17 protein-coding genes are annotated in these 26,585 nt (G+C 44.6%); 2 read left to right on the top strand and 15 right to left on the bottom strand.

Annotated elements, in window-relative coordinates; all coding sequences use genetic code 11:
- Positions 1-13: 13 nt before the first annotated feature.
- The 3 genes from cydB to purL all read right to left on the bottom strand — a co-directional run bounded on the left by cydB (position 14) and on the right by purL (position 7,818).
- Positions 14-1,153 (bottom strand): cytochrome d ubiquinol oxidase subunit II, encoded by a 1,140-nt coding sequence (cydB, locus tag CXF83_RS16460; RefSeq protein WP_101093334.1) that lies wholly within the window; start codon positions 1,151-1,153, stop codon positions 14-16.
- Between the two features lie 15 nt (positions 1,154-1,168).
- Positions 1,169-2,725, bottom strand: a complete 1,557-nt coding sequence (locus CXF83_RS16465; protein WP_101093336.1) for a cytochrome ubiquinol oxidase subunit I — start codon at positions 2,723-2,725, stop codon at positions 1,169-1,171.
- 1,211 nt (positions 2,726-3,936) lie between these two features.
- Entirely contained in the window at positions 3,937-7,818 is a 3,882-nt protein-coding gene (gene purL, locus CXF83_RS16470; RefSeq protein WP_101093338.1) for a phosphoribosylformylglycinamidine synthase, read from the bottom strand.
- 280 nt (positions 7,819-8,098) lie between these two features.
- On the opposite strand from purL, the gene mltF reads away from it, so the two are divergent.
- A complete protein-coding gene (gene mltF, locus CXF83_RS16475; RefSeq protein ID WP_101093382.1) occupies positions 8,099-9,523 on the top strand; it encodes a membrane-bound lytic murein transglycosylase MltF in 1,425 nt (474 codons plus the stop codon).
- Between the two features lie 458 nt (positions 9,524-9,981).
- Here mltF and tadA read toward each other — a convergent pair whose 3' ends face one another.
- The 4 genes from tadA to guaB form a co-directional block, all read right to left on the bottom strand.
- The gene (gene tadA, locus CXF83_RS16480) at positions 9,982-10,512 is read right to left on the bottom strand and encodes a tRNA adenosine(34) deaminase TadA (protein ID WP_101093340.1); all 531 of its coding nucleotides are present in this window, start codon (positions 10,510-10,512) and stop codon (positions 9,982-9,984) included.
- A 145-nt stretch (positions 10,513-10,657) separates the two neighbouring features.
- Positions 10,658-12,589, bottom strand: coding sequence for an acyltransferase family protein (locus tag CXF83_RS16485; RefSeq protein WP_101093342.1), 1,932 nt, complete (start codon positions 12,587-12,589; stop codon positions 10,658-10,660).
- 153 nt (positions 12,590-12,742) lie between these two features.
- Positions 12,743-14,320, bottom strand: coding sequence for a glutamine-hydrolyzing GMP synthase (gene guaA, locus CXF83_RS16490; RefSeq protein WP_101093344.1), 1,578 nt, complete (start codon positions 14,318-14,320; stop codon positions 12,743-12,745).
- Positions 14,321-14,441: 121 nt separating this feature from the next.
- A complete protein-coding gene (gene guaB / locus CXF83_RS16495) occupies positions 14,442-15,914 on the bottom strand; it encodes an IMP dehydrogenase (RefSeq protein WP_101093347.1) in 1,473 nt (490 codons plus the stop codon).
- A 119-nt stretch (positions 15,915-16,033) separates the two neighbouring features.
- Here guaB and xseA point away from each other — a divergent pair, with 119 nt between their 5' ends.
- Complete coding sequence (gene xseA / locus CXF83_RS16500; protein ID WP_101093349.1) at positions 16,034-17,371, top strand: exodeoxyribonuclease VII large subunit; 1,338 nt, start codon at positions 16,034-16,036, stop codon at positions 17,369-17,371.
- Positions 17,372-17,623: 252 nt separating this feature from the next.
- Here xseA and der read toward each other — a convergent pair whose 3' ends face one another.
- The 8 genes from der to CXF83_RS16540 form a co-directional block, all read right to left on the bottom strand.
- On the bottom strand, positions 17,624-19,099 hold the full coding sequence (der, locus tag CXF83_RS16505) for a ribosome biogenesis GTPase Der (RefSeq protein WP_101093351.1): 1,476 nt from the start codon (positions 19,097-19,099) through the stop codon (positions 17,624-17,626).
- An 85-nt stretch (positions 19,100-19,184) separates the two neighbouring features.
- A complete protein-coding gene (gene bamB / locus CXF83_RS16510) occupies positions 19,185-20,372 on the bottom strand; it encodes an outer membrane protein assembly factor BamB (RefSeq protein ID WP_101093353.1) in 1,188 nt (395 codons plus the stop codon).
- Positions 20,373-20,383: 11 nt separating this feature from the next.
- A complete protein-coding gene (locus CXF83_RS16515) occupies positions 20,384-21,004 on the bottom strand; it encodes a YfgM family protein (protein WP_101093355.1) in 621 nt (206 codons plus the stop codon).
- Between the two features lie 14 nt (positions 21,005-21,018).
- Entirely contained in the window at positions 21,019-22,293 is a 1,275-nt protein-coding gene (hisS, locus tag CXF83_RS16520) for a histidine--tRNA ligase (protein ID WP_101093383.1), read from the bottom strand.
- A gap of 138 nt (positions 22,294-22,431) precedes the next feature.
- Positions 22,432-23,547, bottom strand: a complete 1,116-nt coding sequence (gene ispG, locus CXF83_RS16525) for a flavodoxin-dependent (E)-4-hydroxy-3-methylbut-2-enyl-diphosphate synthase (protein WP_101093357.1) — start codon at positions 23,545-23,547, stop codon at positions 22,432-22,434.
- Positions 23,548-23,569: 22 nt separating this feature from the next.
- Positions 23,570-24,580 carry a RodZ domain-containing protein gene (locus tag CXF83_RS16530; protein WP_101093359.1) on the bottom strand — a complete coding sequence of 337 codons (1,011 nt, stop codon included), beginning with the start codon at positions 24,578-24,580 and terminating at the stop codon, positions 23,570-23,572.
- On the bottom strand, positions 24,580-25,368 hold the full coding sequence (gene pilW, locus CXF83_RS16535; protein ID WP_101093361.1) for a type IV pilus biogenesis/stability protein PilW: 789 nt from the start codon (positions 25,366-25,368) through the stop codon (positions 24,580-24,582). Before pilW ends, CXF83_RS16530 begins: the two co-directional genes overlap by 1 nt.
- Before the next feature lie 32 nt (positions 25,369-25,400).
- Entirely contained in the window at positions 25,401-26,522 is a 1,122-nt protein-coding gene (locus tag CXF83_RS16540; RefSeq protein ID WP_101093363.1) for a bifunctional tRNA (adenosine(37)-C2)-methyltransferase TrmG/ribosomal RNA large subunit methyltransferase RlmN, read from the bottom strand.
- Positions 26,523-26,585 lie beyond the last annotated feature (63 nt).

The raw sequence follows: 26,585 nt of genomic DNA on the forward strand, positions 1-26,585 counted from the left end.
CTAAGCTCCTTATTTAGTAGAGTGAGGTCTTATTTTTTTCGATGAAGTCGCGTGATAAACGACCAAACATCTTCAAATAAGTCCAAGTGGTGTAGCTTAATACAATCGGTACAAAGATGATTGCAGCCCATGTCATTACTGTTAGTGACACTTCACTCGCCGTTGCATCCCACATGGTCAAGCTCACATTCGGCTCTAGTGATGATGGCATCACGAATGGGAACATTGCTGCGCCACAGGTTAAAATAACCGCTGCGATACCAAGTGAACTGAAGAAGAACGCAAAACCTGAGCGGTTCATGCGGCTTGATAGCAACACTAAGATTGGCATTAGTAGACCCAATACAGGGAATAGCATAGTGACAGGGTACTTATCGTAGTTAACCATCCAAGCGCCCGCTTCAACTGCTACGGTCTTAAGCGTTGGATCAGATACACCGTAAGTGTCGATAACAGAAGTAATAACGTAACCGTCAATACCGTTTACCAACCATACGCCTGCTGCGCCGAAAAACACGAATAACAGTACGGATAACACCTGCGATGTTTTGGTCGCACGTACACGTAGCTCGCCTTCAGTCTTCATCTGTAGCCAAGTAGAGCCTTGTAGCATAAACATGCTCACACACACTAAGCCAGCAAGGATGCCGAACGGATTCAATAGACCGAAAAAGCCACCGTGATAAGTTGCACGTAGGTATTCGTCAAAACTAAACGGAACACCTTGAAGCAAGTTACCAAACGCAACACCGATGATCAGTGGCGGTACAAAGCCACCAACGAACAATGCCCAATCCCATGACTTACGCCATCTTGGATCTTCAATCTTCGAACGGTAATCAAAACCGACAGGTCTTAGGAACAATGCAAATAGAACCAGCATCATTGCAATATAAAAACCTGAGAAAGAAACCGCATAGACAGTAGGCCATGCCGCAAACAATGCGCCTGCACCAGTGATTAACCAAACTTGGTTACCATCCCAATGCGGGGCGATAGAGTTAATCATGATACGACGTTCAGTGTCATCCTTACCGATAATCGGTAGTAATGCACCCACGCCCATATCAAAGCCATCAGTGACAGCAAAACCGATGAGCAGCACGCCGACAAGTGCCCACCAGATAAATCTTAACATTTCATAGTCAAACATAATCAGATCTCCAGTTTAAGCATCTAGCTTTTCAAAGTGATAACGACCCGTCTTCAAACAACTTGGACCTTGACGGATAAACTTAATCATTAGAAAAAGCTCAATCACTAACAAGATTGAATAGAAGATGGTTATTGAGATGATACTGAACAACAGATCGTTGACCGACAAGTTTGAAGCTGACATAAAGGTCGGTAACACTTCGGATATTGTCCAAGGTTGACGACCATATTCAGCCACAAACCAACCACATTCAATGGCGATCCAAGGTAGCGGTAGGCTATAAAGCGCCGCTCTAAGTACCCACTTTTTCTCTTCAATCTGATGACGCGTACTCTGCCAAAATGCTGCAGCAAATACGAACAACATCAGAACACCAGCACCCACCATGACACGGAAAGACCAGAATATAGGGGCTACATTTGGAATAGAGTCATTGGCAGCCGCTTTAATTTGCTCATCAGTCGCGTCAATAACCTTGTCGGTATAACGTTTCAGCAGGAAGCCATAGCCTAAATCGCCTTTCGACGCTTCAAATGCATCTCTAATTTCAGCGGTTTCATTGCCTGTTCGAAGTTGCTCAAGTAGGCCATATGCCACCATACCGTTGCGAATACGCACTTCGTGATCAGCAATTAAATCTTTAATACCAGTCACTTGCTCGTCTAGTGAACGAGTGGCAATAATCCCCATTGCGTACGGGATTTTAATCGCATAATCAGTATGCTGTGTTTCCTGATTAGGGAAACCTACCACTGTAAATGCTGCTGGAGCAGGCTCTGTGTGCCATTCAGCTTCAATAGCGGCGAGTTTAACGCGCTGTGCTTCACCGACTTTATAGCCAGACTCATCACCCAGTACGATCACTGACAAAATAGACGCCATACCAAAGCTTGCTGCGATAGCAAAAGAGCGACGAGCAAATGGCAGGTCACGTTTCTTTAGGATATAAAAGGCACTAATTGCCAAAACGAACATTGCACCGGCAACATAGCCTGATGCTACAGTGTGAACAAACTTCACCTGTGCAACGGGGTTAAATAACACTTCTCCCCAGCTAGTCATCTCCATACGCATGGTTTCGTAGTTGAACTCGCTACCCACAGGGTTTTGCATCCAACCGTTAGCCACCAAGATCCAAAGCGCCGACATGTTAGAGCCTAGAGCGACTAACCAGGTAATGGCAAGATGTTGACGTTTGCTAAATCGGTCCCAACCGAAGAAGAACATGCCGACCAAGGTCGACTCGAGGAAAAAGGCCATTAAGCCTTCAATCGCGAGTGGCGCGCCAAAAATGTCGCCTACATAATGTGAGTAGTATGACCAGTTCGTACCGAACTGGAACTCCATTGCTAAACCGGTTGCTACACCGAGCGCGAAGTTAATACCGAATAACTTACCCCAGAACTTGGTCATATCTTTATAGATTTGCTTACTGGTCATCACATAAAGTGATTCCATAATGGCTAGCAGAAATGCTAACCCCAAGGTCAAGGGAACAAATAGGAAGTGATACATGACCGTCATCGCAAACTGAAAGCGCGACAGCTCAACAACCTCTTCTAAAATCATTTGTGACTCCTTAGGTAGTACGTCCAATTACTATTGTTAAATCCCCATCAACAACAGTAACTGCCTATACAGGAATATTAATGCAGTAAACTAGGCTATCGTTATAAAAAGCCCACTTGACTGCGTCTGTTTGTTTAATTCATAAATGTTGTAATTTAAAGCGCAAAACACTATCAAGCGATAGCTTACCATCACAGTATCAACAGCTAATGTGACCGACATCTCAAACCTGTGAGCATAAAACCAACAAATTAGTTAATATCAGTCACTTGCAATACAAAATAAGTTTATCTGCAGGAGATTTATACCATTCAGAATTGATTCAAATCAATCAATGCATTCGCTTTCAATGGGTTTTGGGCTAGAGCACACAGTTCCACCCAACCCATCATTGACAGAAGATTTAACCCGTGATAGGGCTCGCGATAAGCAGGTGTAAACAAGTAATTTATTCCGCTAGCAATACATTTATCCACATAAATAGATAAAACATAAATAACATCAATTATAGCAACAATATTACTATCGCTAAAATAATGACTCTAAATACGAAAATATACACAAACACAATATAAACAACGACTTACAAATAATAACGTGATCGGTAATTATAAAGCACAACACAAAGATGATTAGTTTTACTAATCTCAACCTATAATTTTTCTCGTTTGATGAAAAAAATAATTTCGCATAGAATGAGCACCAAGTTAAGGAGACGGTCTAGTTAACCCGGTGAAGTTGCCCGGAAAGACTTTTCTCCGCTTATATCATCAATCAAGCGTGGAGATACCATTATGAATACATTTTTTGAGCGTCTAGTTAGCCGTTATCAGCGTGTTTTCGTTGAGCTTTATACATCAAGAGAGCGTTAATTTAAGTTTTCTTTGCAAGATTAATCTTGAAGTTTTGTTAGCGCAAAGCGGCCACTCTTAGCAATAAGAGTGGCTTTTTAATATTCAAAATTCACGTTTTCTATAAGTTCTCCTTTCCATTAGCTTTTCTCGCTAACCTGCTATAACTGTACTTAGTCATTCGACATCGCCCAATAAGGGTAAAACATCTTAAATTAGCATTACATGCATCGCTAAATTTGACCTAATCGCCTGTTTAATTAATCTTTTTTTCATTTTAGATTTAGGCATAAAAAAAGCCCCTAATATTTAGGGGCCTTTGAGGCGGTTAACGTTAGCGTATTTATACGCTAATGCTAATTAACCAATTGATTTTCTAACGTTACGGAACATTCTCATCCAGGGACTATCTTCACCCCATGAATCTGGGTGCCATGAGTTGGCAACCGTTCTAAAGACACGCTCGGGATGCGGCATCATAATCGTTACACGGCCATCAGTTGAACTCAATGCCGTAATCGCATTAGGTGAACCGTTAGGATTTTGTGGATACTGAGTCGCTATTTGACCATTACCGTCAACATAACGCAGTGCAATGGTACCTGATGCTTCAGCAGCGGCTAATGCCTCAGGTGAGGCAAACTCTGCCCGACCTTCACCGTGAGAGACTGCAATCGGCATACGAGAACCTACCATCCCTTCAAAGAACAAAGATGGACTCTTCTGTACTTCAACCAAACTGAAACGGGCTTCAAAGCGCTCTGATCGGTTACGCACAAAGTGTGGCCATAATTCAGTACCAGGAATGATGTCTTTTAGATTCGACAACATCTGACAACCATTACACACCCCCAGCGAGAAGCTATCATCGCGTTCAAAGAATTGACTAAACTGCTCACGAGCGCGCTCGTTAAACAAGATTGACTTAGCCCAACCTTCACCCGCACCCAGAACGTCACCGTAAGAGAAACCACCACAAGCCACTAGGCCTTGGAACTCCTCTAAGCTGATCCGCCCGCTGAGAATGTCGCTCATGTGAACATCTGTCGATTCGAATCCAGCACGATCAAATGCAGCCGCCATTTCGATATGCGAGTTAACACCTTGCTCACGTAAGATAGCCATCTTAGGTGCTGCACCTTTTAAGATAAACGGCGCAGCAACGTCTTTACTTGGGTCAAAGCTTAAATCAACCGTCAGACCAAGATCGTTATTGTCTTGTTTAAGCTCATGCTCCTCTTTGGCACACTCAGGGTTATCACGTAACGCTTGCATGCGGTAAGTGGTCTCAGCCCAAATGGTACGCAAGGAGGTACGTGACTCAGTTAAGATTTCACGTTCAGCATCAAAGATGGCGATTTGGTCGCTATCTGTTAGCTCGGCAACTTTATGGCAAGGAACACCCGCAGCAACAAACTGGGCCCTAATCGCAGCAGACTGTTCACGACGAACTTGGATTACAGCACCCAACTCTTCGTTAAATAGACGCTCAACGTCTGTCCCTGTTAATGCACTTAAATCAATATTTAAGCCAGTGTGACCGGCAAATGCCATCTCAACGAGTGTGGTGTATAAGCCACCATCACTTCTATCGTGATAAGCAATAATTGATTTATTGGCAACTAACGGCTGAATGACTTCAAAGAAGCCTTTTAGCGTCGCTGAGTTATCAAGATCTGGCGCGATATCGCCAAGTTCACTGTAAACTTGCGCTAAACAAGAGCCGCCAAGACGATTCTGACCTAAGCCTAAATCGAGCAATAACAGTTCGCTGTCGCCTTTATCTGTGCGTAGCTCTGGCGTGACGGTGTTGCGAATATCCTGAACGACACCAAATGCCGTAATAACTAATGACATTGGCGAGGTCACGGCTTTTTGAACGCCGTTATCTTCCCATGCAGTCTTCATCGACATTGAGTCTTTGCCTACTGGAATGGTCAGTGACAAGTCAGGACATAGCTCTTCACCAATCGCTTTAACCGCTTCATAAAGGCCTGCATCTTCACCAGAGTGACCCGCAGGTGACATCCAGTTAGCAGACAACTTAATCCGCTTGAACGAGCCAATATCAGTACCGGCGATATTTAAAATGGATTCCGCTACGGCCATACGCGCAGATGCGCCAAAGTCGAGCAGTGCCAGCGGCGTACGCTCACCTATCGACATAGCTTCACCGACATAGGCATCATAGCTTGACGCTGTCACTGCGCAATCGGCGACAGGAACCTGCCATGGACCCACCATTTGATCGCGATTAACTAGACCGGTTACCGTTCTATCACCAATGGTGATCAGGAAGGTTTTTTCAGCAATAGTCGGTAAACGTAGCAAACGGTGCGCCGCTTCTTTAACGGTAATATTACTTTGATCAAGCGCAGGTGAGATGGCTTTAGCGCTAACAACGTCGCGGCTCATCTTAGGGGCTTTACCTAACAAGACTTCTAATGGCAGGTCAATTGGATAGTCTTCGAAATGTTCGTCACTTAAGATCAGCTCTTTCTCTGCTGTTGCGACGCCAACAACGGCAAACGGTGCACGTTCACGTTCACAAATGGCGACAAATATATGCAGATTCTCAGGTGCGATTGACATAACGTAGCGCTCTTGCGACTCGTTACACCAGATCTCAAGCGGGCTCATCCCTGGCTCGTCTGAGGGTACGTTACGCAGCTCAAACTTACCGCCACGTCCGCCATCGTTAACAAGTTCAGGAAAGGCATTCGATAAACCGCCTGCCCCCACATCATGGATAAACTGGATTGGGTTCTCATCACCCATCTGCCAACAGCGATCGATGACTTCTTGGCAGCGACGTTCCATCTCTGGGTTTTCACGCTGAACAGAAGCAAAATCTAAGTCTTCACTCGATTGACCCGATGTCATTGACGAGGCTGCACCACCACCAAGACCGATGTTCATGGCAGGGCCACCTAGCACAACAAGCTTAGCGCCAACGGTGATCTCGCCTTTTTGCACATGATCTTCGCGAATGTTACCTAAACCACCCGCAAGCATAATTGGCTTGTGATAGCCGCGGACTTCTACGCCATTGTGACTATTAACTTCCTGCTCGTAGGTACGGAAGTAACCGACCAGCGCAGGACGACCAAATTCGTTGTTAAATGCAGCGCCGCCCAATGGGCCTTCGGTCATAATATCTAACGCGGTAACAATACGATCGGGTTTACCGTAATCGGCTTCCCAGGGTTGAACAAAACCAGGAATTTTAAGGTTTGAAACACTAAAGCCGGTCAAACCCGCTTTTGGCTTAGATCCACGACCTGTAGCGCCTTCATCACGGATTTCACCGCCAGAACCTGTCGCAGCGCCCGCATAGGGGCTTATTGCTGTTGGATGGTTGTGGGTTTCGACCTTCATCAAGATATGCATAGGCTCGGTGTGATAACCGTAAACACCATCTTGCTTAGGGAAAAATCGACCCGCGGTAGCACCCGTCATCACCGCGGCATTATCTTTATAAGCTGAAAGGACATTATCGGGTGTGACAGCCATGGTGTTCTTAATCATTTTGAACAACGATTTAGGCTGAACCTCGCCATCAATTTTCCAATCAGCATTGAAAATTTTATGACGACAGTGTTCAGAGTTTGCCTGTGCAAACATCATCAATTCAACATCGTGCGGATTACGCGCTAACAGTTTGAAGTTTTCAACTAAGTAGTCGATTTCGTCTTCAGCTAATGCCAGCCCTAACGTGGTGTTTGCCGATACAAGTGCACTGCGTCCTTCACCAAGAATATCAACGCTTTTGAATTTTGTAGGTTCAGTGCGAACAAACAACATATCGGCGGCATTAAAGTCCGTTAAAATCACTTCGACCATGCGGTCATGTAATAGCGCAGATAACGACTTTGCTTGTTCAGCAGTCATGTCGTCAGCAACAACGTAGTAAGCAATACCACGCTCTAAACGCAATACTTTATCGAGTCCACAGTTGTGGGCAATATCCGTTGCTTTAGAAGACCAAGGAGAAATGGTACCGGGACGGGGGGTAACAAAATGGAGACGACCTTCTGGCTGGTGTGCTTCAATAGCAGGGCCATAGGTTAAGATTTTTTCAAGCTGTTGAGTTTCATTTTCATCTAGTGATTCTTTCAAATCAGCTAAGTGGGTAAACTCGGCATAGATTTGGCGCACGGGTAGTGCTGCCGATTCACAAGCTTCCATCAGCTTCTGTACTCTAAACGCCGAAAGTGCAGGGGCTCCGCGGATGATCTCCATCACGTCTTTCTACCTTATAAATTATAATTGCAGGGTCAGATCTGGCGCCATTATAGGGAAATGTTTGCCACAAATCATTAGCAGTCGTTATAGAAAACAGTGTTTCCTGTGTAGGGGAAAGTGCTCGCTATTTTTTGTCGATTTGCTGAGCAAAATGTTAATTTAGCGTCATACTAAAATTGAACCCTTGATGAAAAACTGCACTTTTTTTGCAACACTTAAGAATGTGGTATAATCGACGACTATTTCTTTATATTTTAAGCGCTAACCCATAATAATGATGAAAAGATTTTTACTTGTTTACTGCTGCGTTATCTTACTGGCTGCCTGCCAGAAGGTCGCTGTGGAACAAGAAAAACCTAGCGTCATTGTGCCTAAAACGGAATTAGTGGTTGGCACCATATTTGGCCCTCAGATCTACTTTAGTACCGGCCAAGGTGACTCCGGTTACGATTACGAGATGGCGGAGCGTTTTGCTAAATACTTAGAACTCGAACTTAAGATGCAACCTTATGGCAATATCAGTGAGCTTTATAGTGCACTAAGGCGTGGCGAAGTTGACTTAATTGCGGCAGGACTGGCTGACACACCGTCAAGACGAGAGCAGTTTCGAGTCGGTCCACCTTTATACCGAGTTAACCAAGTTTTAGTCTATCGACAAGGCACTCCACCACCGAAAGATATCAATAAGCTGCAAGGTGATATCACGGTGATCAGCGACTCCTCATTTGTTGACACCTTAATCGAACTGCAAAAATCTAATCCCAACCTGGTTTGGGATCAGGAAAAAGATAAAGACGCAGAAGAGTTACTCACCATGATTGCCGCTGGCGAGCTGCTCTATACCATTGCCGACTCTACCAGCTTAGACATCAATAGACGCTTTATGCCTGAGCTACGCCAAGGGCCTATATTAAAAGAAAAACAACCGGTTGTTTGGTTGTTGCCGCCCAATAATAGTGATCGCCTAATGAGCAAACTATTAGCCTTTTGGCATATAGAAAAACGCCGTGGCACCCTCGCCCAGCTAAGCGAAAAGTATTTTGCTCACGTAAAACGTTTTGACTATGTCGATACCCGCGCCTTTATTCGTGCCATCGATAATAAACTGCCTAAATACCAAGCGACGTTTGAAAAATACGCTGGAGATATTGATTGGCGCAAACTTGCAGCTACCGCTTATCAAGAGTCACATTGGAATCCCAATGCACGCTCACCGACTGGTGTACGCGGATTAATGATGTTAACCCTACCAACGGCAAAGCAAGTGGGCATTAAAAATCGCCTTGACCCTTTTCAAAGTATTCAAGGTGGCGCTAAGTATCTCAACAGTATGCTAGAGCGCTTACCCGATTCAGTGCCGGAGAGTCAGCGTATGTGGTTTGCACTCGCCTCTTATAATATTGGTTTCGGACATGTTGAAGATGCACGAAAATTAGCCCAATCAATGGGGCTCAATCCTAGTGCTTGGCGAGATATTAAAGAGGTTTTACCGCTGCTACAAAAACGTAAGCATTACAAAAAAACCCGTTATGGCTATGCTCGCGGTAATGAAGCGGTTCACTATGTCGATAGTATCCGTCGTTATTACGACACTTTAGTGTGGATTGATAACCAGAATATTTTACTTGAATTAAAGGAAGATGTTACTCAAACTGCAGATAACAGCGGTCAGGTCGTTATCGAAAATGCTCAACCACAGTAATAGAGCCCCATAACCCAAGACAAATTCATTAAAGCTTCATCTGATAACGTTAGAATCGTGGCTGTAGATCTTTCGAGCTTAGTTTTTGTTCGACTCTTTACCGTAAAGATGAATGATTTTAGTACAATAATTAAGTGAAAGATCGTAACGCACTCTAGTAGTGAAAGACCAACGGCCCTTAGTTACTCACCATAAGTTCAGGAGTTCACATGAGAAAGAAAGCGATTAATAATATTGCAGCACGTCGCCGTACACAGCTGAAAACGCGCCATTTAAAAACCTTAAATAGACAAAAACAGTTCTTCGTTTTTATTCGCCCTTCTGAGTGATACCCATCGCATTAGGTATCCGGCCATTGTTGATGGGGAAGATGTACTTCTATGGTGTTGTGGATGAGAATAACGAGATGCTGCAATTCACGCCTTGTATAAACCCATTTTGCCACATGAATAAATAGATCATTTATTTAATTTGGCCGGTATCGCTTGCAGAGCATCTAGTTTAGCTAGGGCTTTAGCGGTTTTTTTCTCTTTTCTACGTCGCCTAAAAAAGGCACTTAACTGCTCAGCACATTCGGTTTCGAGCACACCAGATGTCACCTCCACCTGATGATTAAACGCACTGTGACGTACGATATCAATCACCGTCCCCGCAGCACCGGTTTTTTCATCATTGGCACCAAACACCAACCGACTAATCCTTGAATGCACAATGGCGCCAGCGCACATAGCGCAAGGTTCTAATGTTACATACAAGGTGCTATCTATTAGGCGATAATTTTCTAATACTTTACCCGCTTGGCGAATACACTGCATTTCTGCATGGGCGCTGGGATCATGCAAGCCAATACTAAAGTTAAAACCGGCACTTATCACTTCACCCTCTTTGACTAATACCGCACCAACGGGCACCTCACCTTTTTCTTCAGCCTTAGTGGCCATCTCCATCGCCATCTTCATAAAACGGCTATCTTGTTCCTGCTGTGACAATCGGTGCCCCTATTACGTTATAAAACCGCTCAATGCTATGTGACATCATTCCAATGCGACTAAAACACTTAGCTTGGTTACTTTCATCGTCATTATACCAAGCTTTAATTCGTTACAAGTAACAATTTCCCCCCTCAGCCCTCCACTAAATGCTCTCTAGCCACTTCACCTCATCAACCCGTTCACCAAAGAATGTCGCCCCAGCCACAGTATGATGACCATAGTCATAAAAGTATTTCTGATAATCATCATTAATGGCGTAACAGAGCTGTTTACGCTTATTGCAAACATAATCCATTCTATCGAGCACCCTAACAGTGGGGTATTTATCCCCAAGCCTAATTAAGGTCATATTTGCCTGCAGGGTAAACTGCTTAAATTCTCGGTCAGAAAACTGCTCAAAATGTTTCTGATTGATTTTAGTAATATCGAGGCTAGAAACATTGTTACCACCTCGCTCCTTTAGCAATAAGTGAAATAGAAAGTCTGCATAGGTACGCTGACCAAACTCCTCAAATTCATAAATATTTTTGACTAAAATTAGTTTTTTATTATCCGCAATCGAACGGGTAACGATGGTTTCGAGCTCAATAAGATCGGCAGGTTTATACTGAGATGCGAACATCACAACATCGGCCAAGAGGTAATTGGGTGAACGATAAAAAGTCTCATCGATGTTACCTATCTGAGTGCCGAAACGTGCTATTTGAAATTGGCGCTGGGTGATGACGCTACTCGTAAGCACATTAAAAATGTCTTTAGAGTGCGAGTTCCCCACTATCAATAAACGCTTTCGGTCATCTTTAGTGTCAAACCACTGAGTCCTGTCATAGCTGTTCTTATCAACACCATAATCCTTATTACCACTGAGAGTGCGCAGTTGGCTCCAGCTATTGGCGCCAAGCTGTCGATTATCCGGCTGATAAGATTTCACCATTAAGTTCGAGTCAGCATCATTGGATTTATAGAGCTGATTTGCATCTACCAATAGGCCTGTCATTGCAAATGCCACCGTCAACACACCACCACTGGTGAAAATAAATCGCCGACTATAGGTCTGCTTATTCCTCAAAGGGACCTCAACAAAGCGCCAACTCAGGTATGACAGAGCAACAATAGCAATACACAGAGACAGCATCAGCCAATGTGAGGGTTCTGTAAAGCTGCGATACTTAACCAATGCAAATATAGGCTGATGCCATAGATAAGCACTATAACTTATCAGCCCAATACCGACAAAAAACTGCCGACTTAAAAGCTGCTGCACCAAGGTGCCATTTTTGGCAAACAGAATAATCAACACCGTTCCAAGAGTGGGAATTAACGCGTACAAACTTGGAAAGGGAGTAGTGGAATCGAAAATGAAAATTGAAAATAGCACTAACAGCAAACCCAATATGCTCAGCAGGTTATTCAGCTTTTCTGGCAATAACTTATATTTCTCTTGCTGGAGGCTAAACGCCGCAAAAACACCGATGAGTAGTTCCCAACCTCGCGTAGGCAACAAGTAAAAGTTTGCTGACGGCGCATTATATGCTGCCCATTGTGCTAAAGATAAACTAGCCAAGAAAATCAGCACCAATGCGCCAAGAATGACACGTTTGCTTTTACCCCATAACATCATTAAGAACAAAGGAAAGAAAATATAATATTGCTCTTCAACCGCTAAACTCCAAGTATGCAACAAGGGTTTTAGCTCGGCGGCGGTATCAAAATAATCACTCTCTAGCCAAAAGAGGATATTAGACGAAAAAGTAGATACTGCGACAATGCTTTGAAAGAAGTCTTTAAGGTCCAGCGGCATTAACCATAGCCAGGCGAAAGGAATACAGCAAAACATGACAAAAAACAGCACCGGTAAAATCCTTCTGGCCCTGCGTTCATAGAAGTTAATAATGCTAAATTTGTCCTGCTCGAGTTCAGCCAAAATAATACTGGTGATCAGGTAGCCGCTAATGACAAAAAATACATCGACCCCCACAAAACCACCGCTAAACTGAGTAAAGCCAGCATGAAATAAGATAACGGGAATAACGGCAACCGCCCTTAAACCATCGATTTCAGCTCTATAACGCATAGGCTAGCTCCTGCTAATCAATCCCAATCCGTTAAATTAGTATAAGAAACATCGGTTTGTTTCGCTTACAAATCGCGCTAATAAAAAAACGCGCACATATTACTATGTGCGCGTTTTTATTTTGACTAACAGTTAGGCGTTATCCGTTACGGATTATTCCCACTCAATCGTTGCAGGTGGCTTACCTGAAATGTCGTAGACAACACGCGAAATGCCGTCAACTTCGTTGATGATTCGATTAGATACGCGACCTAAGAAATCATACGGTAAATGCGCCCAATGAGCTGTCATAAAGTCGATAGTTTCTACCGCACGTAAAGACACAACCCAATCGTACTTACGACCATCGCCCATCACGCCAACAGAACGTACCGGCAGGAACACAGTGAACGCTTGGCTCACTTTGTTGTAAAGGTCAGCACTGTGCAGTTCTTCAATGAAAATCGCATCCGCTAGACGCAATAAATCACAGTACTCTTTCTTTACTTCACCCAACACGCGCACACCAAGACCCGGTCCTGGGAATGGGTGACGATAAAGCATGTCATACGGCAGACCGAGTTCTAAACCAATCTTGCGCACTTCATCTTTAAATAACTCACGCAGTGGCTCAACAAGGCCCATTTCCATATCGTCTGGCAAACCGCCAACGTTATGGTGTGATTTAATCACGTGCGCTTTACCTGTGGCACTACCAGCAGATTCAATGACATCAGGGTAAATAGTGCCTTGAGCAAGCCATTTTGCATTAGCGCATTTCTTTGATTCTTCATCGAAGATCTCAACGAAAACACGACCAATGATTTTACGTTTTGCTTCAGGATCCGCTTCGCCAGCCATTTGTTCTAAGAAACGGTGTTCAGCATTCACATGAACAATGTTAAGTCCAAAGTGATCGCCAAACATATCCATCACTTGCTCAGCCTCGTTTAAACGTAAAAGACCGTTATCAACGAACACACAAGTCAACTTATCGCCAATCGCACGATGAAGTAGCATAGCCACAACCGATGAATCAACACCACCCGATAAACCTAAGATAACTTCATCGTTACCGATCTGTTTTTTAAGTTTCTCAATGGCATCTTCAATAATTGAAGACGGTTTCCAGTTAGCATCACAGCCACAGATCTCAAGGGCGAAATGCTCAAGCATGCGCTTACCTTGACGAGTGTGAGTCACTTCTGGGTGGAACTGCACGCCGTAGAACTTTTTGTCTTCATTCGCCATCGCGGCAAACGGACATGTCTCGGTTTTTGCTACAGTAACAAAACCTTCAGGAATTTCAGATACCTTGTCGCCGTGACTCATCCATACGTCAAGCAGAGGCTTACCAATGTCACTGACCGCATCTTCGATGCTTTTGAACAATGCTGATTCGGTTTGAATTTCTATTTGCGCATAACCAAACTCACCTTCACCCACACCTTGAATCACTTTACCGCCAAGCTGCTCAGACATGGTTTGCATGCCGTAACAAATCCCCAGTACTGGAACGCCTGCGTTAAATACATATTCTGGTGCACGAGGAGAGCTGTCTGCAGTCACACTTTCTGGACCACCGGCTAAGATAATGCCGTTGGGTGCATATTCACGAATTTGTTCTTCGGAAACATCCCAAGCCCAAAGTTCACAATAAACACCGATTTCACGAATACGGCGGGCAATCAATTGGGTGTATTGAGATCCAAAATCGAGGATGAGGATCTTATGCTCATGAATATTGTTCATGGGGTACCTTATCTTTATATTTAACTAAATTCTTAATCTTACGTAGAGGTCTTGCGTCGCGATGAGGCTAGCCAATGTCCACATAAATAAAAGGCGACAGTCACAGTCGCCTTTTCAAACCTTACGAGCCGAAACTGTAGTTCGGCGCTTCTTTGCTGATAGTCACATCATGCACATGAGACTCGCCCATACCTGCTGAGGTAATTTTCACAAATTCTGCTTTTTCATTAAGATCTTTAATGGTCGCACAGCCCGTTAGGCCCATGCATGAACGCAAACCGCCCATGTGCTGGTGAATGATCTCTTTAAGCTTACCTTTGTAAGCAACGCGACCTTCAATACCTTCTGGCACCAATTTGTCTGCAGCGTTATCGCTTTGGAAATAACGGTCAGACGAACCTTGTGTTTGCGTCATTGCGCCAAGAGAGCCCATACCGCGGTATGACTTATAAGCGCGGCCGTTATATAGCTCAGTCTCGCCTGGTGCTTCATCAGTACCTGCAAACATAGAACCCGCCATGATGCATGATGCACCGGCAGCGAGTGCTTTAGCCAAATCACCAGAGAAGCGAATACCGCCATCGGCAATAACGGGGATATTAAGGTGCTTAACCGCGGCAGCAGCGTCAGAAACAGCAGTAATCTGCGGCACACCAACACCGGTGACGATACGAGTAGTACAGATAGAACCAGGGCCAATACCGACTTTAACCGCGTTAACGCCCGCTTCAACCAGTGCTAATGCACCTTCAGCTGTGGCAACGTTACCGCCAACAATTTGTAAGTCAGGGTATTTGGCACGGGTATCACGAATACGCTGCAGAACGCCTTCAGAGTGACCATGAGATGAATCGATAAGCAGTATATCAACACCGGCGATAACAAGTGCGTCAACACGCTCTTCATTACCTGGGCCAGCGCCAACGGCAGCGCCAACACGTAATCGACCTAATTCGTCTTTACAGGCGTTAGGCTTACGCTCAGCTTTTTGGAAATCTTTAACCGTGATAAGACCTTTAAGCTTAAAGTTACTGTCAACAACAAGTACTTTCTCAACACGGTGAGAATGCATCAGCGTTTGAACTTCATCAAGCTTGGTGCCTTCAGGCACGGTCACAAGGCGATCTTTAGGGGTCATCACCTGATCAACAGTACGGCTCCAATCAGTAACAAAGCGAACATCACGGCCAGTAATAATACCGACAAGTTCGTGTGCGTCATTAACGACTGGGTAACCCGCAAAACCGTTTTTAATCGTGAGAACTTTAAGATCGGCAAGGGTGGTGGTTGGCGTTACAGTGACTGGCTGTTGAACAATGCCCGCTTCGTAAATTTTTACTTTGCGCACTTCTTCAGCTTGTTGCTCAATCGTCATATTTTTATGAATAAATCCTAAACCACCTTCCTGAGCAATCGCAATTGCTAAGCGTGCTTCTGTGACGGTATCCATCGCAGCTGACACTATAGGCGTGTTTAGTTCTATCGTATTGGTTAGACGTGTTTTGACAACGGCAGTATTTGGGAGGACGGTGGAGTGCGCAGGAACTAGCAACACATCATCAAACGTTAGCGCTTCTTTCTTCAATCTTAACATGCAACATCTCCCCAAGAGAGTAGGATTTAGAGGTGAAATATTGCGGCGAGATTATACCTTGCATATCTGGGTTGGTAAATGGAAAATAGGCATTAATTAGCATTTAGTGTGAAATAATCATGAAAACCGCAAAAAACAACGTTTACACGGTCTCTCGGCTCAATGGTGAAGTAAGACAGCTCCTTGAGGGACAGTTGGGCCGAATTTGGCTAAATGCTGAGATTTCAAATTTTGCCGCCCCCGGTTCTGGCCACTGGTATTTGACCTTAAAAGACAATGCTTCGCAGATACGCTGCGCCATGTTTAAAGGCCGCAATCAAGCAGTGACTTTTCGTCCGGTCAATGGTCAGCAAGTATTAGTTAAGGGCAATATTAGCGTTTATGAGCCAAGAGGCGATTATCAGCTACTCATAGAATCTATGCTCCCCGCAGGTGACGGTTTATTAGCTCAGCAGTATGAAGCGTTAAAGATGAAGCTCGCGGCCGAAGGCATGTTTGCTGCAGACACTAAACGTCCATTACCCAAAAACATTCAACGAATAGGCGTGGTCACCTCCCCTACTGGCGCGGCTATTCGCGATATCTTGCATGTATTAGCAAGGCGTGATTCCTCAGTGGAAGTCATCATCTACCCAACCCCAGTGCAAGGCGTTGCTGCCGCGAAAAGTATCTGCAGCGCCATCAACCTCGCCAACACCCGCGCTGAAGTTGATGTACTGCTCGTCACCCGTGGAGGGGGCTCATTAGAGGATTTGTGGTGCTTTAACGACGAAGGGTTAGCACACACTATCTACAACAGTGGCATTCCAGTAGTGTCCGCCGTCGGTCATGAAGTCGATACGACCATCAGTGATTATGTCGCCGATCTTCGTGCCCCTACCCCATCCGCCGGTGCCGAGCTATTATCAAACGATGCCGACAACAAAGCGCAAAAGCTCACCGCAGTATTGTCACGCTTAAAGCAAAGTTGGCAGCATTATCAGTTAAAGCAGCAAAGTCGACTGCAAACCGCAGAGCACCACCTGCAAAAGCAAGATCCGCAGCGCCGCTTGCAAACCTATGAACAAACCTTTGATGAGATGCAATTAAGACTGCAAAAAGCGATGCAATCAAAACTGCATGGTTTGACGTTAAAGCAGCAACAACTCAGTAGCCGACTCGACAATCAATCGCCGCAACATCGATTAGATTTAGAGAGCCAACGTTTAAGCTATTTGGGCGACAAACTCACCGCGCTAATGACAGATAAGTTAAACATGAGCGAGCAACGTATCGCCCATCGCGCTCAGCAGTTAGACACAGTGAGTCCACTGGCGACATTAAGCCGAGGGTATAGTATTACCCTAAATGGCGAAGGTAAGGTGCTACAGGCGGCTGACGACACTATTGTAGGTGATACGCTGACCACACGTTTGCGAGATGGAAGTGTGAGCTCGACGGTTATTGAGGTGGGGTAACCTGTTGCAGATTCTATCTTCACTTGAGAAGGCATGTTCAAAATTCGTTTGAAAATTAACGTACAGCTAATCAAACTTCGTTTGAAAATCAAAGTCGTGGTGCTTCGCCCACTCCTGAGTTTTACAGCCATAAGCAATCAAACTCTTTTGTAAAAACAGAAGCTAACCTTTAAACCCCAAGCAACAAAAAAGGAACCCTAGGGTTCCTTTTAGTATCAACTTGCTATCAAGCAAAGAGCAAAAAGCAAAGAATTAATCTTCTTTCTTCTTGTCACGGATATGAGACGTCATACGTTTACGACGACGCTCTTGACCTACTGTCAGCTTCTTAGTGTGCATGCCCTCAAACGGGTTTTCACCATCTTGGAAACGGATCTGGATCGGTGTACCCATCACTTTAAGTGAACGACGGTAGTAGTTCATCATATAGCGCTTGTATGAATCAGGTAGCTTCTTAACCTGGTTACCGTGAACAACTACAATAGGAGGGTTGTAACCACCAGCGTGAGCGTATTTAAGCTTCACACGGCGACCTCTAACCAATGGAGGCTGGTGATCGTCTTGTGCCATTTGCATAATACGCGTCAACATTGCCGTGCTTACGCGGTTAGTTGCACTGTCGTATGCTTCTTCAACTGACTCATATAAATGGCCAACACCGGTACCGTGCAATGCAGAGATAAAGTGAATACGGGCAAAGTCGATGAAGCCTAAACGGCGGTCGAGTTCGCTCTTAACACGTTCTTTTATCTCTTGATCGACTCCGTCCCACTTGTTGACGGCAATAACGAGTGCTCGACCAGCGTTAAGTGTAAAACCAAGTAGACCTAAGTCTTGCTCAGCAATACCTTCGCGGGCATCAATAATAAGCAGTACCACGTTACAGTCTTCAATGGCTTTCAAGGTTTTAATAACCGAGAACTTCTCAACCGTTTCATGTACTTTACTGCGGCGACGAACACCTGCAGTATCAATTAACACATACTCACGACCTTCACGTTCCATTGGAATGTAAATACTGTCGCGGGTGGTGCCTGGCTCGTCATACACAACAACGCGTTCTTCACCTAAAATACGGTTGATTAGCGTTGATTTACCTACGTTAGGCTTACCAATAATAGCAAGTTTGATCGGTAAGTCTTGTAGACGTTTCTGCTCAACTTCGGCTTCTTCTTCCGTGTATTCACGCTCTTCTTCGTCCTCTTCGCCTTCACCCTGCTTGGTGATCCCCATCGCTTCCGCGTAAGGTGCTAAAGAGTACTCAATCATGTTCGTTACACCACGACCTTGCGCCGCGGCCATTTGGTAAACTTCACCAAGACCCAACGACCAAAATTCAGCACACGCTGAATCGGCATCGACGCCGTCAACTTTGTTGGCGACTACGAATGTGGTTTTTTCACGGCTACGTAGGTGCTGCGCGATCGCTAAATCGGCTGCGGTTAAACCTGCGCGAGCATCAGTCATAAACAGGACTACGTCAGCTTCTTCAATAGCCGCTAACGACTGTTCAGCCATACGGGTTTCAATCCCCTCTTCAGTGCCATCGATACCACCAGTATCAACCACAATGAACTCATAGCCAGACAAGTGCGCTCGGCCGTACTTACGATCCCGAGTTAGCCCAGGAAAATCTGCCACTAAGGCATCTCTGGTACGGGTAAGTCTGTTAAAAAGGGTCGACTTACCAACATTCGGTCGCCCAACAAGGGCCACAACAGGAATCATTTAATTGCCTCTATTACTCATTTCTATTAACTAAAAAGCCCCCGGAATACACATCCAGGGGCCTTATCATGTCTAACAATTCGGCTTACGGAAGTGTAACTCGAACTATTTGTCCGTCACGAGTCTGCACATACAAGTTGTCTTTAACAACAAGTGGCTGACTGTATAAACCGGAACTATCTACTTGAACACGCCCGACTATTTTACCATCAGACTTGTTTAAAAAATGTAGGTAACCTTCAAAATCACCCACAACGACGTAGTCTTTAAACGACACTGCCGCGGTTAAATTACGGTTTGCTAGCTCAACATTATTCCATAACTCTAGACCATTTCGTCTATCAACAGAGTAAATACGGCTATGGTCATCAACAACAAACAAGCTTGCACCTGAATAAGCTAACTCATGAAAGCTTGAATACTTACGCGTCCAAACAACACGACCCGTGCGCATCTCCATTGAGACAAGGTTACCGTTGTAACTCACTGCGTAGAGGTTTTCACCCACTAGCAAGGGTTTCATATCAACGTCAGCCATACGAGAAAACTCATTACCGCCAGCTGGCGTATAAATCGCTTGTGCCCATGCAGCCTGACCGTTGGTTTTAATCACTACTGCGATTTTACCATCAGCAGTACCTACAAAGAAACCACCCGCATCATAAGCTGCTGAGCCTGTGCCGCGTAAAGTTAATGTTGGCAGTTGGTTTTCATAAACCCAACGTTTTTCGCCATCATCAACATTGAAAGCTTCTAACGTACCTGAACCGGTATTAACCACAACTAAGTCGTCGCCAACCGTTGGGGCTGATAACACTTCACCGCCTGCAATAACGTGCCATACAGGTTCACCTGTTTCAGCATCAAATGCTGCAACAAGGCCACTTTCGCCACCGACAAAGACTTTGTTTCGTGCCGCGGTAACACCACCGGCTAAACGTGCGCCTTTGTTTTTAGCGAGAATGTTATCTCTAAAGATTGAGCTAAAATCGTTATCCCACACTTTTTTGCCTGTGGCTTCATCAAAAGCAACGACTTTACCGTAGCGGTCAGCAACAAAAATTTTATCATAACGCGCCGCTGGACGTAGGCGTGAATAATAATCACCCACACCAGCACCGACATTAGCGCTCCAGGTGACTTCTGGAAAAACGCTTGCTTCAATTTCTGTAAGCGGAGAAACGGGCTCTTCCTCAACATCGTTCGATGCACACGCAGACAGCATTCCTATGCTCAATCCACATGCGAATAGTGTTTTGCACCAAGACTTCATGGGCAGATTCCTTATGCCTTGTTCAAATTATCAAGCTTCATTTGCAATGTTGGACTACTCATAGTGCCACCATTTTCTACTGCAGCTTGATAGGCAAGCTTAGCCTTGTCGGTTTCACCTTGGCGAACCAAGAAATCACCTTTTAATTCATCTCTTTGTGCTGCTGAAGCAACATCTTTGATCTGCTCAAGCGTAGTAATCGCTGTCGCATATTGACCTTGCTCTGCTTGCACGCGTGCAAGACGCATGGTTGCTACAAGCACGATGCTACTATCGGCATTAACCGCAATCACATTTTTAAGTGTGGCTTCGGCTTTTTCCAAATCACCCGTTTCAACGGCTGACTTAGCGACCATAAGCTCTAATAAAGACTGATAGCCTTTTTGACCATGTTCTTTAGCAAACGTATCTGCAGCGCTTAGCATTGCTGCATCAGCTGTATTTTGACTGCTTAGTGCCTGAAAAGACTCTGAAGCGGCTTCAGCTTGAGCTAACTGATAGTCGGAATAATAGTTCCAACCAAATAATCCACCTAAACCGACAACAGCACCTACGACAATTGAACTACCGTAATCTTTCCAAAACTGTTTGATAGCATCTACTTGTTGTTCTTCTGTGCTATAGACTTCCACGTGTACTTCCCCTTTTAAATCAGTTCTGCAATATAAGTCGCCAACGCTTCTCGGGCAACTAATTCTTGTGCTTTATCTTCACGAAGGTACTTTACTGCCACTTGATTATTGGCAAGTTCATCTTCGCCAATCACAAGTGCCACAGCAGCACCGCTTTTATCTGCTCGCTTCATCTGTTTTTTAAAGTTGCCACCACCACAATGGCTCATCACTTTCAAACTCGGCAAACTTGCTCTTAACTCTTGCGCAACCTTTATCGCTTCAACTCGGCAGTTATCACCCATCGCGGTGACATAGACATCAACGGCTGGTTTAACATCTTTATCTAGCTCGAGAGTTTCTAGCAATAACACAATACGCTCTAGACCCATAGCGAAGCCGACTGCTGGTGTTGACTTACCACCGAGTTGACCCACTAAACCATCGTAACGGCCGCCAGCTAAAACTGTGCCTTGTGAGCCTAGACTTGATGTCACCCACTCAAACACGGTGCGGTTATAGTAATCTAAGCCGCGCACTAGACGAGGATTGATTGTGTATTGGATGCCAACAGCCTCTAAGAGTTCACATAAATGTGAAAAATGTGAACGAGTCTCTTCGCCTAAGTAATCCATCAACGCTGGTGCATCGCCTAACAAAGCTTGAACAGCAGCATTTTTAGAGTCTAAAACTCTAAGCGGGTTACTGTACATACGGCGTTGGCTATCTTCATCTAGCACATCTTTATGTTGCTCTAAAAAGGCAATCAAAGCATCTCGATATGCTGCACGCTCTTCGCTATCACCTAAGGTGTTTAGCTCAAGTGTGACATGCTCGGAAATCCCCAGCTTTTCCCAAAGCATGGCAGATAGCATTAATACTTCAGCATCGATGTCAGCACTGGCGATGCCATAGACTTCAACACCAAATTGATTGAATTGACGGTAACGTCCCTTTTGTGGGCGCTCATGACGGAACATAGGACCCATATACCAAAGACGTTGCTCTTGGTTATACAGTAAACCGTGTTCATTACCGGCGCGTACCGTTGATGCGGTACCTTCTGGACGTAACGATAAGCTGTCGCCGTTACGGTCTTCGAAGGTATACATTTCTTTTTCAACAATATCAGTAACTTCACCGATTGAACGTTTAAAAAGGTCAGTACTTTCAACGATAGGTGTACGGATTTCGCTGTAACCGTATGCACTGACAGTCTCTCTAAGAACGGTTTCAAGTTTTTGCCATATAGGACTTTGGGTCGGCAGAATGTCGTTCATTCCGCGGATCGCTTGGATCTGTTTTGCCACTGTTCGATTCGCCAAATTTGCTGTTTGAAAATAAAAAACGCCCTGCATTATAGGCGTTTCGATACTAAACGTAAAATGGGTGTTTTTACCCATAAAAAATCACAAGCAAGCCAAGCTCACTTGTGACTATCAAGCTGTTTACTTAGTTACATCTTGCGCTGGAATTCTTGCTTCACTCAAGGCGACTCTTGCCCGAATTTTAGCTTCTAGCGAATCAACAATATTGTTATTGTCAAAACGCTCTTTTTGACGCACACCGTCTTTGTAGTAGCCGCTCATGCGGTTACCGCCAGTCAGGCCAATATCGGAGATAAGCGCTTCACCTGGACCATTGACCACACAACCGATGATAGAAACATCCAATGGGGTAACAATATCTTCAAGACGTTGCTCTAACTCGTTAACCGTAGAGATAACATCGAACTCTTGGCGAGAACATGACGGACAAGCAATAAAGTTAATTCCGCGTGAACGTATGCGCAATGACTTAAGAATATCAAAGCCCACTTTAATCTCTTCAATAGGATCAGCCGCTAACGATATTCTTAATGTGTCGCCAATACCATCAGCCAGTAACATACCTAAGCCAACAGCCGATTTAACCGATCCTGCACGCGCACCGCCCGCTTCAGTGATGCCTAAATGAAGTGGTTGTATTATTTGCTTAGCCAACAAACGATATGACTCAACCGCTAAGAATACATCTGATGCTTTAACGCTGACTTTAAATTGATCGAAGTTAAGACGGTCGAGAATATCAACATGACGCATCGCAGATTCAAATAGCGCTTGAGGTGTAGGCTCTTTGTATTTGTCCATTAGTTCTTTCTCTAATGAACCACCGTTCACCCCTATTCTAATGGGGATATTTTTGTCACGCGCGCATTCAACCACACTGCGAATACGCTCTTCGTTGCCAATATTACCTGGATTGATACGCAGACAATCGACACCATATTCAGCCACTTTAAGGGCAATACGGTAATCAAAATGAATATCTGCAATTAACGGTATGTTGGTTTGTTGCTTGATAAGCTTAAACGCTTCTGCAGCATCCATAGTGGGTACGGATACACGAACAATATCGGCGCCGACTTTTTCTAATGCGTTAATTTGTGCCACTGTGGCAGCCACATCGTTGGTGTTAGTATTTGTCATCGACTGCACGGCAATAGGTGCGCCGTCACCAATCGGTACATCGCCGACATAAATGCGGCTAGATTTGCGTCTGATAATTGGAGATTCGTTATACATCGTCTTTGTGCTCAGTCATCTGTTATTGTCCAGCCAGAGGCAGGCTTAAGTGCGCCACTTCACCGCTAGGATATTGTTGCAAACTAACTTGAGTTCCATTGAGCTCAATACTCACAACTTGTGGAGCGCCCAATATCACTGCGAAAGGCTCTGCGCCTGTAACATTGATGTTATTTCCTGGCTTTTTTAAACCATTGATCAGTGTCTTACCGTTCGCATCTGTCACTTTTATCCAGCAATCGCCCGTGAGGTTTAAGACCAAATCTGACAGCGTAGCATCGCTATTGAGATTAACTTGCCCAGCGGCGCTATTAGCGTCATTCGAGGCATTATCGCCTAGTCGGCTCTCAACCATTGAAACCAGCATCTGTCCTGCTGACTGCGGCGCGCTGGCGAGGCTATTCTGGGGTTGAGTGCTCAAAGTTTCAGTCGCACCCTCTTGGTTTGATGCCGTATAAACGGTCTCATCATTATCGATACTTTGCGAGTTTGTTGTTTGTCCATTGCCAGATATTTCATTAAAGAAAGCCTCCTCCGCAGATGCGGCAACTTCCTCAACCGTTGGTTGTGAGTAATCGACGTTGGTTTCTATGGATGATTTTTGAAACCACCACAACACCATTAAGGCCAACAATACAAACACAATGACGTAGGTGACAAACATCAACCGACCGTCACGAGCTTGGTGTGTTCTCTTGCGTGAAAAGCTTTGCATTGACGGTTCAGCATCATTTAACAGCTGTTTATCTAAGCAAACTTGCACTTCAAAAGGGTCTGCTTGCACCGCGCGAGCATAATTTTTTACGTAGCCGCGTACATAGGTCGCCGCGCCGACTGCTAATAAATTGTCTGCTTCAATATCAAGTATGATACTCGGGCGCAAATGCAATTGCGTCGCAATATCCTCTACTGAAACGCCTTTATTTTCGCGGGCTTTTTTTAGCAAAACGCCCAGTGTGAGTGTTGACTCTTCCACTAGGCTTTCAGTGTCGTTGTTATCTATGTTGGGCAGATCATTCTGTTCATTTTTCATCAATGCGTATTAGCCCGATATTGCTTGGCCTGAGGCGAAGAAGGAAACTTTGCTAAGAGTAAAATACCAAATTTCCTAACTGCTTCATCGTCATTCAGACCTTGTTCAATTTCAATTCCCAGCGCTAAACTGATTGGAGATTCGACCGCTACTTTATGGTAGCGTGACAGCCGAACTCTCGCCTCTGTATACCGTTTTGCTTCAAGTTCAATTTCAGTTAACTCGATAAGCGAGGTGCGTCTTCTAGGATCATACTTAAGCGCCATAGCAAAATACTGTTGCGCTTTCTCTGTTAGACCTGCTTTTCGGCTACAAATTCCCAAGTTCTCATAAGTCGATGCTGACTGAGTATACAAAGGACGTTCAACGGCTTTAAGGAACATCTTTTCAGACTCAGCATATTGACCTTGTTGACACAGGAATGTACCGAAATTATTAAATGAATCTCCGCTGGCATCCCGAAGGTTTGTTGCTTGTCGGTATGCCTGTTCGGTCTTTTCTAATTCACCTACTGAACTGTAATAATATGCAAATGCGATATGCACATCTTCAAGCTCAGGAGCAAAAGCTAAAGCGCGGTCTAAATTCGCTTTGGCTTGCTCACTATTACCTTTTTGTAGATAGGTTAAGCCTAACTGTACCCGTTGACGTGCCGCGGCCACTTTATTGACTTTTCGTTCAGAGACAGGTGTATCAGTGCCAGTATAGGTATTTTGTGTCACGCAGCCCGAAAGCACTGTTGCAGACAACAAAATAACCAACGGCACGCTCACCTTTCTATGATTCATCGTTTAGCCTATCTACCAATAGATACAAAGAGTTAATCCATTGTGACCGAAATTTGATTCTCTTGCATGCGTTTTTTCGCTAAACGCTTGGTTCTGTCTCTAATATCACCTGCAAGTTGACCACAAGCGGCATCGATATCGTCACCACGAGTTTTACGCACAATAACCGTTAAGCCATATTCCATCAGTACTTTAGAAAAACGATCTATTCGTGAATTAGACGAACGGCCGTAAGGAGAACCTGGATATGGGTTAAAGGGAATTAAATTTACTTTACATGGCGTATCTTTCATCAGTTTGGCCAATTCATGCGCTTGGTCAGTACTGTCATTAATGTGATCAAGCATTACATACTCAACAGTCACACGACCACGGTTAGCATTAGACTTGGCGATATAGCGACGGATCCCCGCGAGAAAATCTTCTAATGGGTACTTCTTGTTGACAGGTACCAATACATCTCGTAGCTCATCGTTTGGCGCGTGAATGCTGACAGCTAACGCCACATCCAATGCGTCGCCAAGAATATCTAACGCTGGCACAACACCTGACGTCGACACGGTAACACGACGCTTAGACAAGCTAAAACCGAAATCATCTAACATGATATCCATTGCCGGAATAACGTTCTTCAAGTTAAGTAGTGGCTCACCCATTCCCATCATAACAACGTTAGTGATAGGGCGATCGCCGGTATCTTTCACAAAGCCAATAAAGTCAGCGACACGCCAAACCTGGCCAATAATTTCAGACACGGTCAGGTTACGGTTAAAGCCTTGAGCCCCCGTTGAGCAGAAGGTACATTCAAGTGCACAACCTACTTGAGACGAGACACATAAAGTGGCGCGATCTTCTTCCGGTATGTATACCGTTTCAACTTCTTGGCCATTACCTACGTCAATAGCAAACTTGATAGTGCCATCAGCTGATTTTTGATAACTTGAAATGGCAGGCGCAACAATTTCAAATTTACGCGCTAACTTTGCTCGTAATGCTTTGTTGATGTTAGTCATCTCTTCAAAGTCACTCACACCAAAGTGATAAAGCCATTTCATCAATTGATCGGCACGGAATGGCTTTTCACCCATTTCGGCAAATACCGCTCTCATCGATTTACGATCAAGATCTAATAAATTGATCTTCTTTTCACTCATGTATGTAACCTCAAAAACCTAAAACCTGCATCCGGGCGGCGAATTATACAGATCCTAACAAAA

Source organism: Shewanella sp. Choline-02u-19 (assembly GCF_002836205.1).
In the GTDB taxonomy this organism is placed as follows: domain Bacteria; phylum Pseudomonadota; class Gammaproteobacteria; order Enterobacterales; family Shewanellaceae; genus Shewanella.

Coding starts and splice junctions, on each gene's coding strand:
- CXF83_RS16485 (WP_101093342.1), bottom strand. CDS start 12,589: ATGCGTTATAGAGCTGAAATCGATGGTTTAAGGGCGGTTGCCGTTATT.
- CXF83_RS16540 (WP_101093363.1), bottom strand. CDS start 26,522: ATGAGTGAAAAGAAGATCAATTTATTAGATCTTGATCGTAAATCGATG.
- guaA (WP_101093344.1), bottom strand. CDS start 14,320: ATGAACAATATTCATGAGCATAAGATCCTCATCCTCGATTTTGGATCT.
- cydB (WP_101093334.1), bottom strand. CDS start 1,153: ATGTTTGACTATGAAATGTTAAGATTTATCTGGTGGGCACTTGTCGGC.
- pilW (WP_101093361.1), bottom strand. CDS start 25,368: ATGAATCATAGAAAGGTGAGCGTGCCGTTGGTTATTTTGTTGTCTGCA.
- CXF83_RS16530 (WP_101093359.1), bottom strand. CDS start 24,580: ATGAAAAATGAACAGAATGATCTGCCCAACATAGATAACAACGACACT.
- xseA (WP_101093349.1), top strand. CDS start 16,034: ATGAAAACCGCAAAAAACAACGTTTACACGGTCTCTCGGCTCAATGGT.
- bamB (WP_101093353.1), bottom strand. CDS start 20,372: ATGAAGTCTTGGTGCAAAACACTATTCGCATGTGGATTGAGCATAGGA.
- purL (WP_101093338.1), bottom strand. CDS start 7,818: ATGGAGATCATCCGCGGAGCCCCTGCACTTTCGGCGTTTAGAGTACAG.
- ispG (WP_101093357.1), bottom strand. CDS start 23,547: ATGTATAACGAATCTCCAATTATCAGACGCAAATCTAGCCGCATTTAT.
- guaB (WP_101093347.1), bottom strand. CDS start 15,914: ATGTTAAGATTGAAGAAAGAAGCGCTAACGTTTGATGATGTGTTGCTA.
- CXF83_RS16465 (WP_101093336.1), bottom strand. CDS start 2,725: ATGATTTTAGAAGAGGTTGTTGAGCTGTCGCGCTTTCAGTTTGCGATG.
- mltF (WP_101093382.1), top strand. CDS start 8,099: ATGAAAAGATTTTTACTTGTTTACTGCTGCGTTATCTTACTGGCTGCC.
- der (WP_101093351.1), bottom strand. CDS start 19,099: ATGATTCCTGTTGTGGCCCTTGTTGGGCGACCGAATGTTGGTAAGTCG.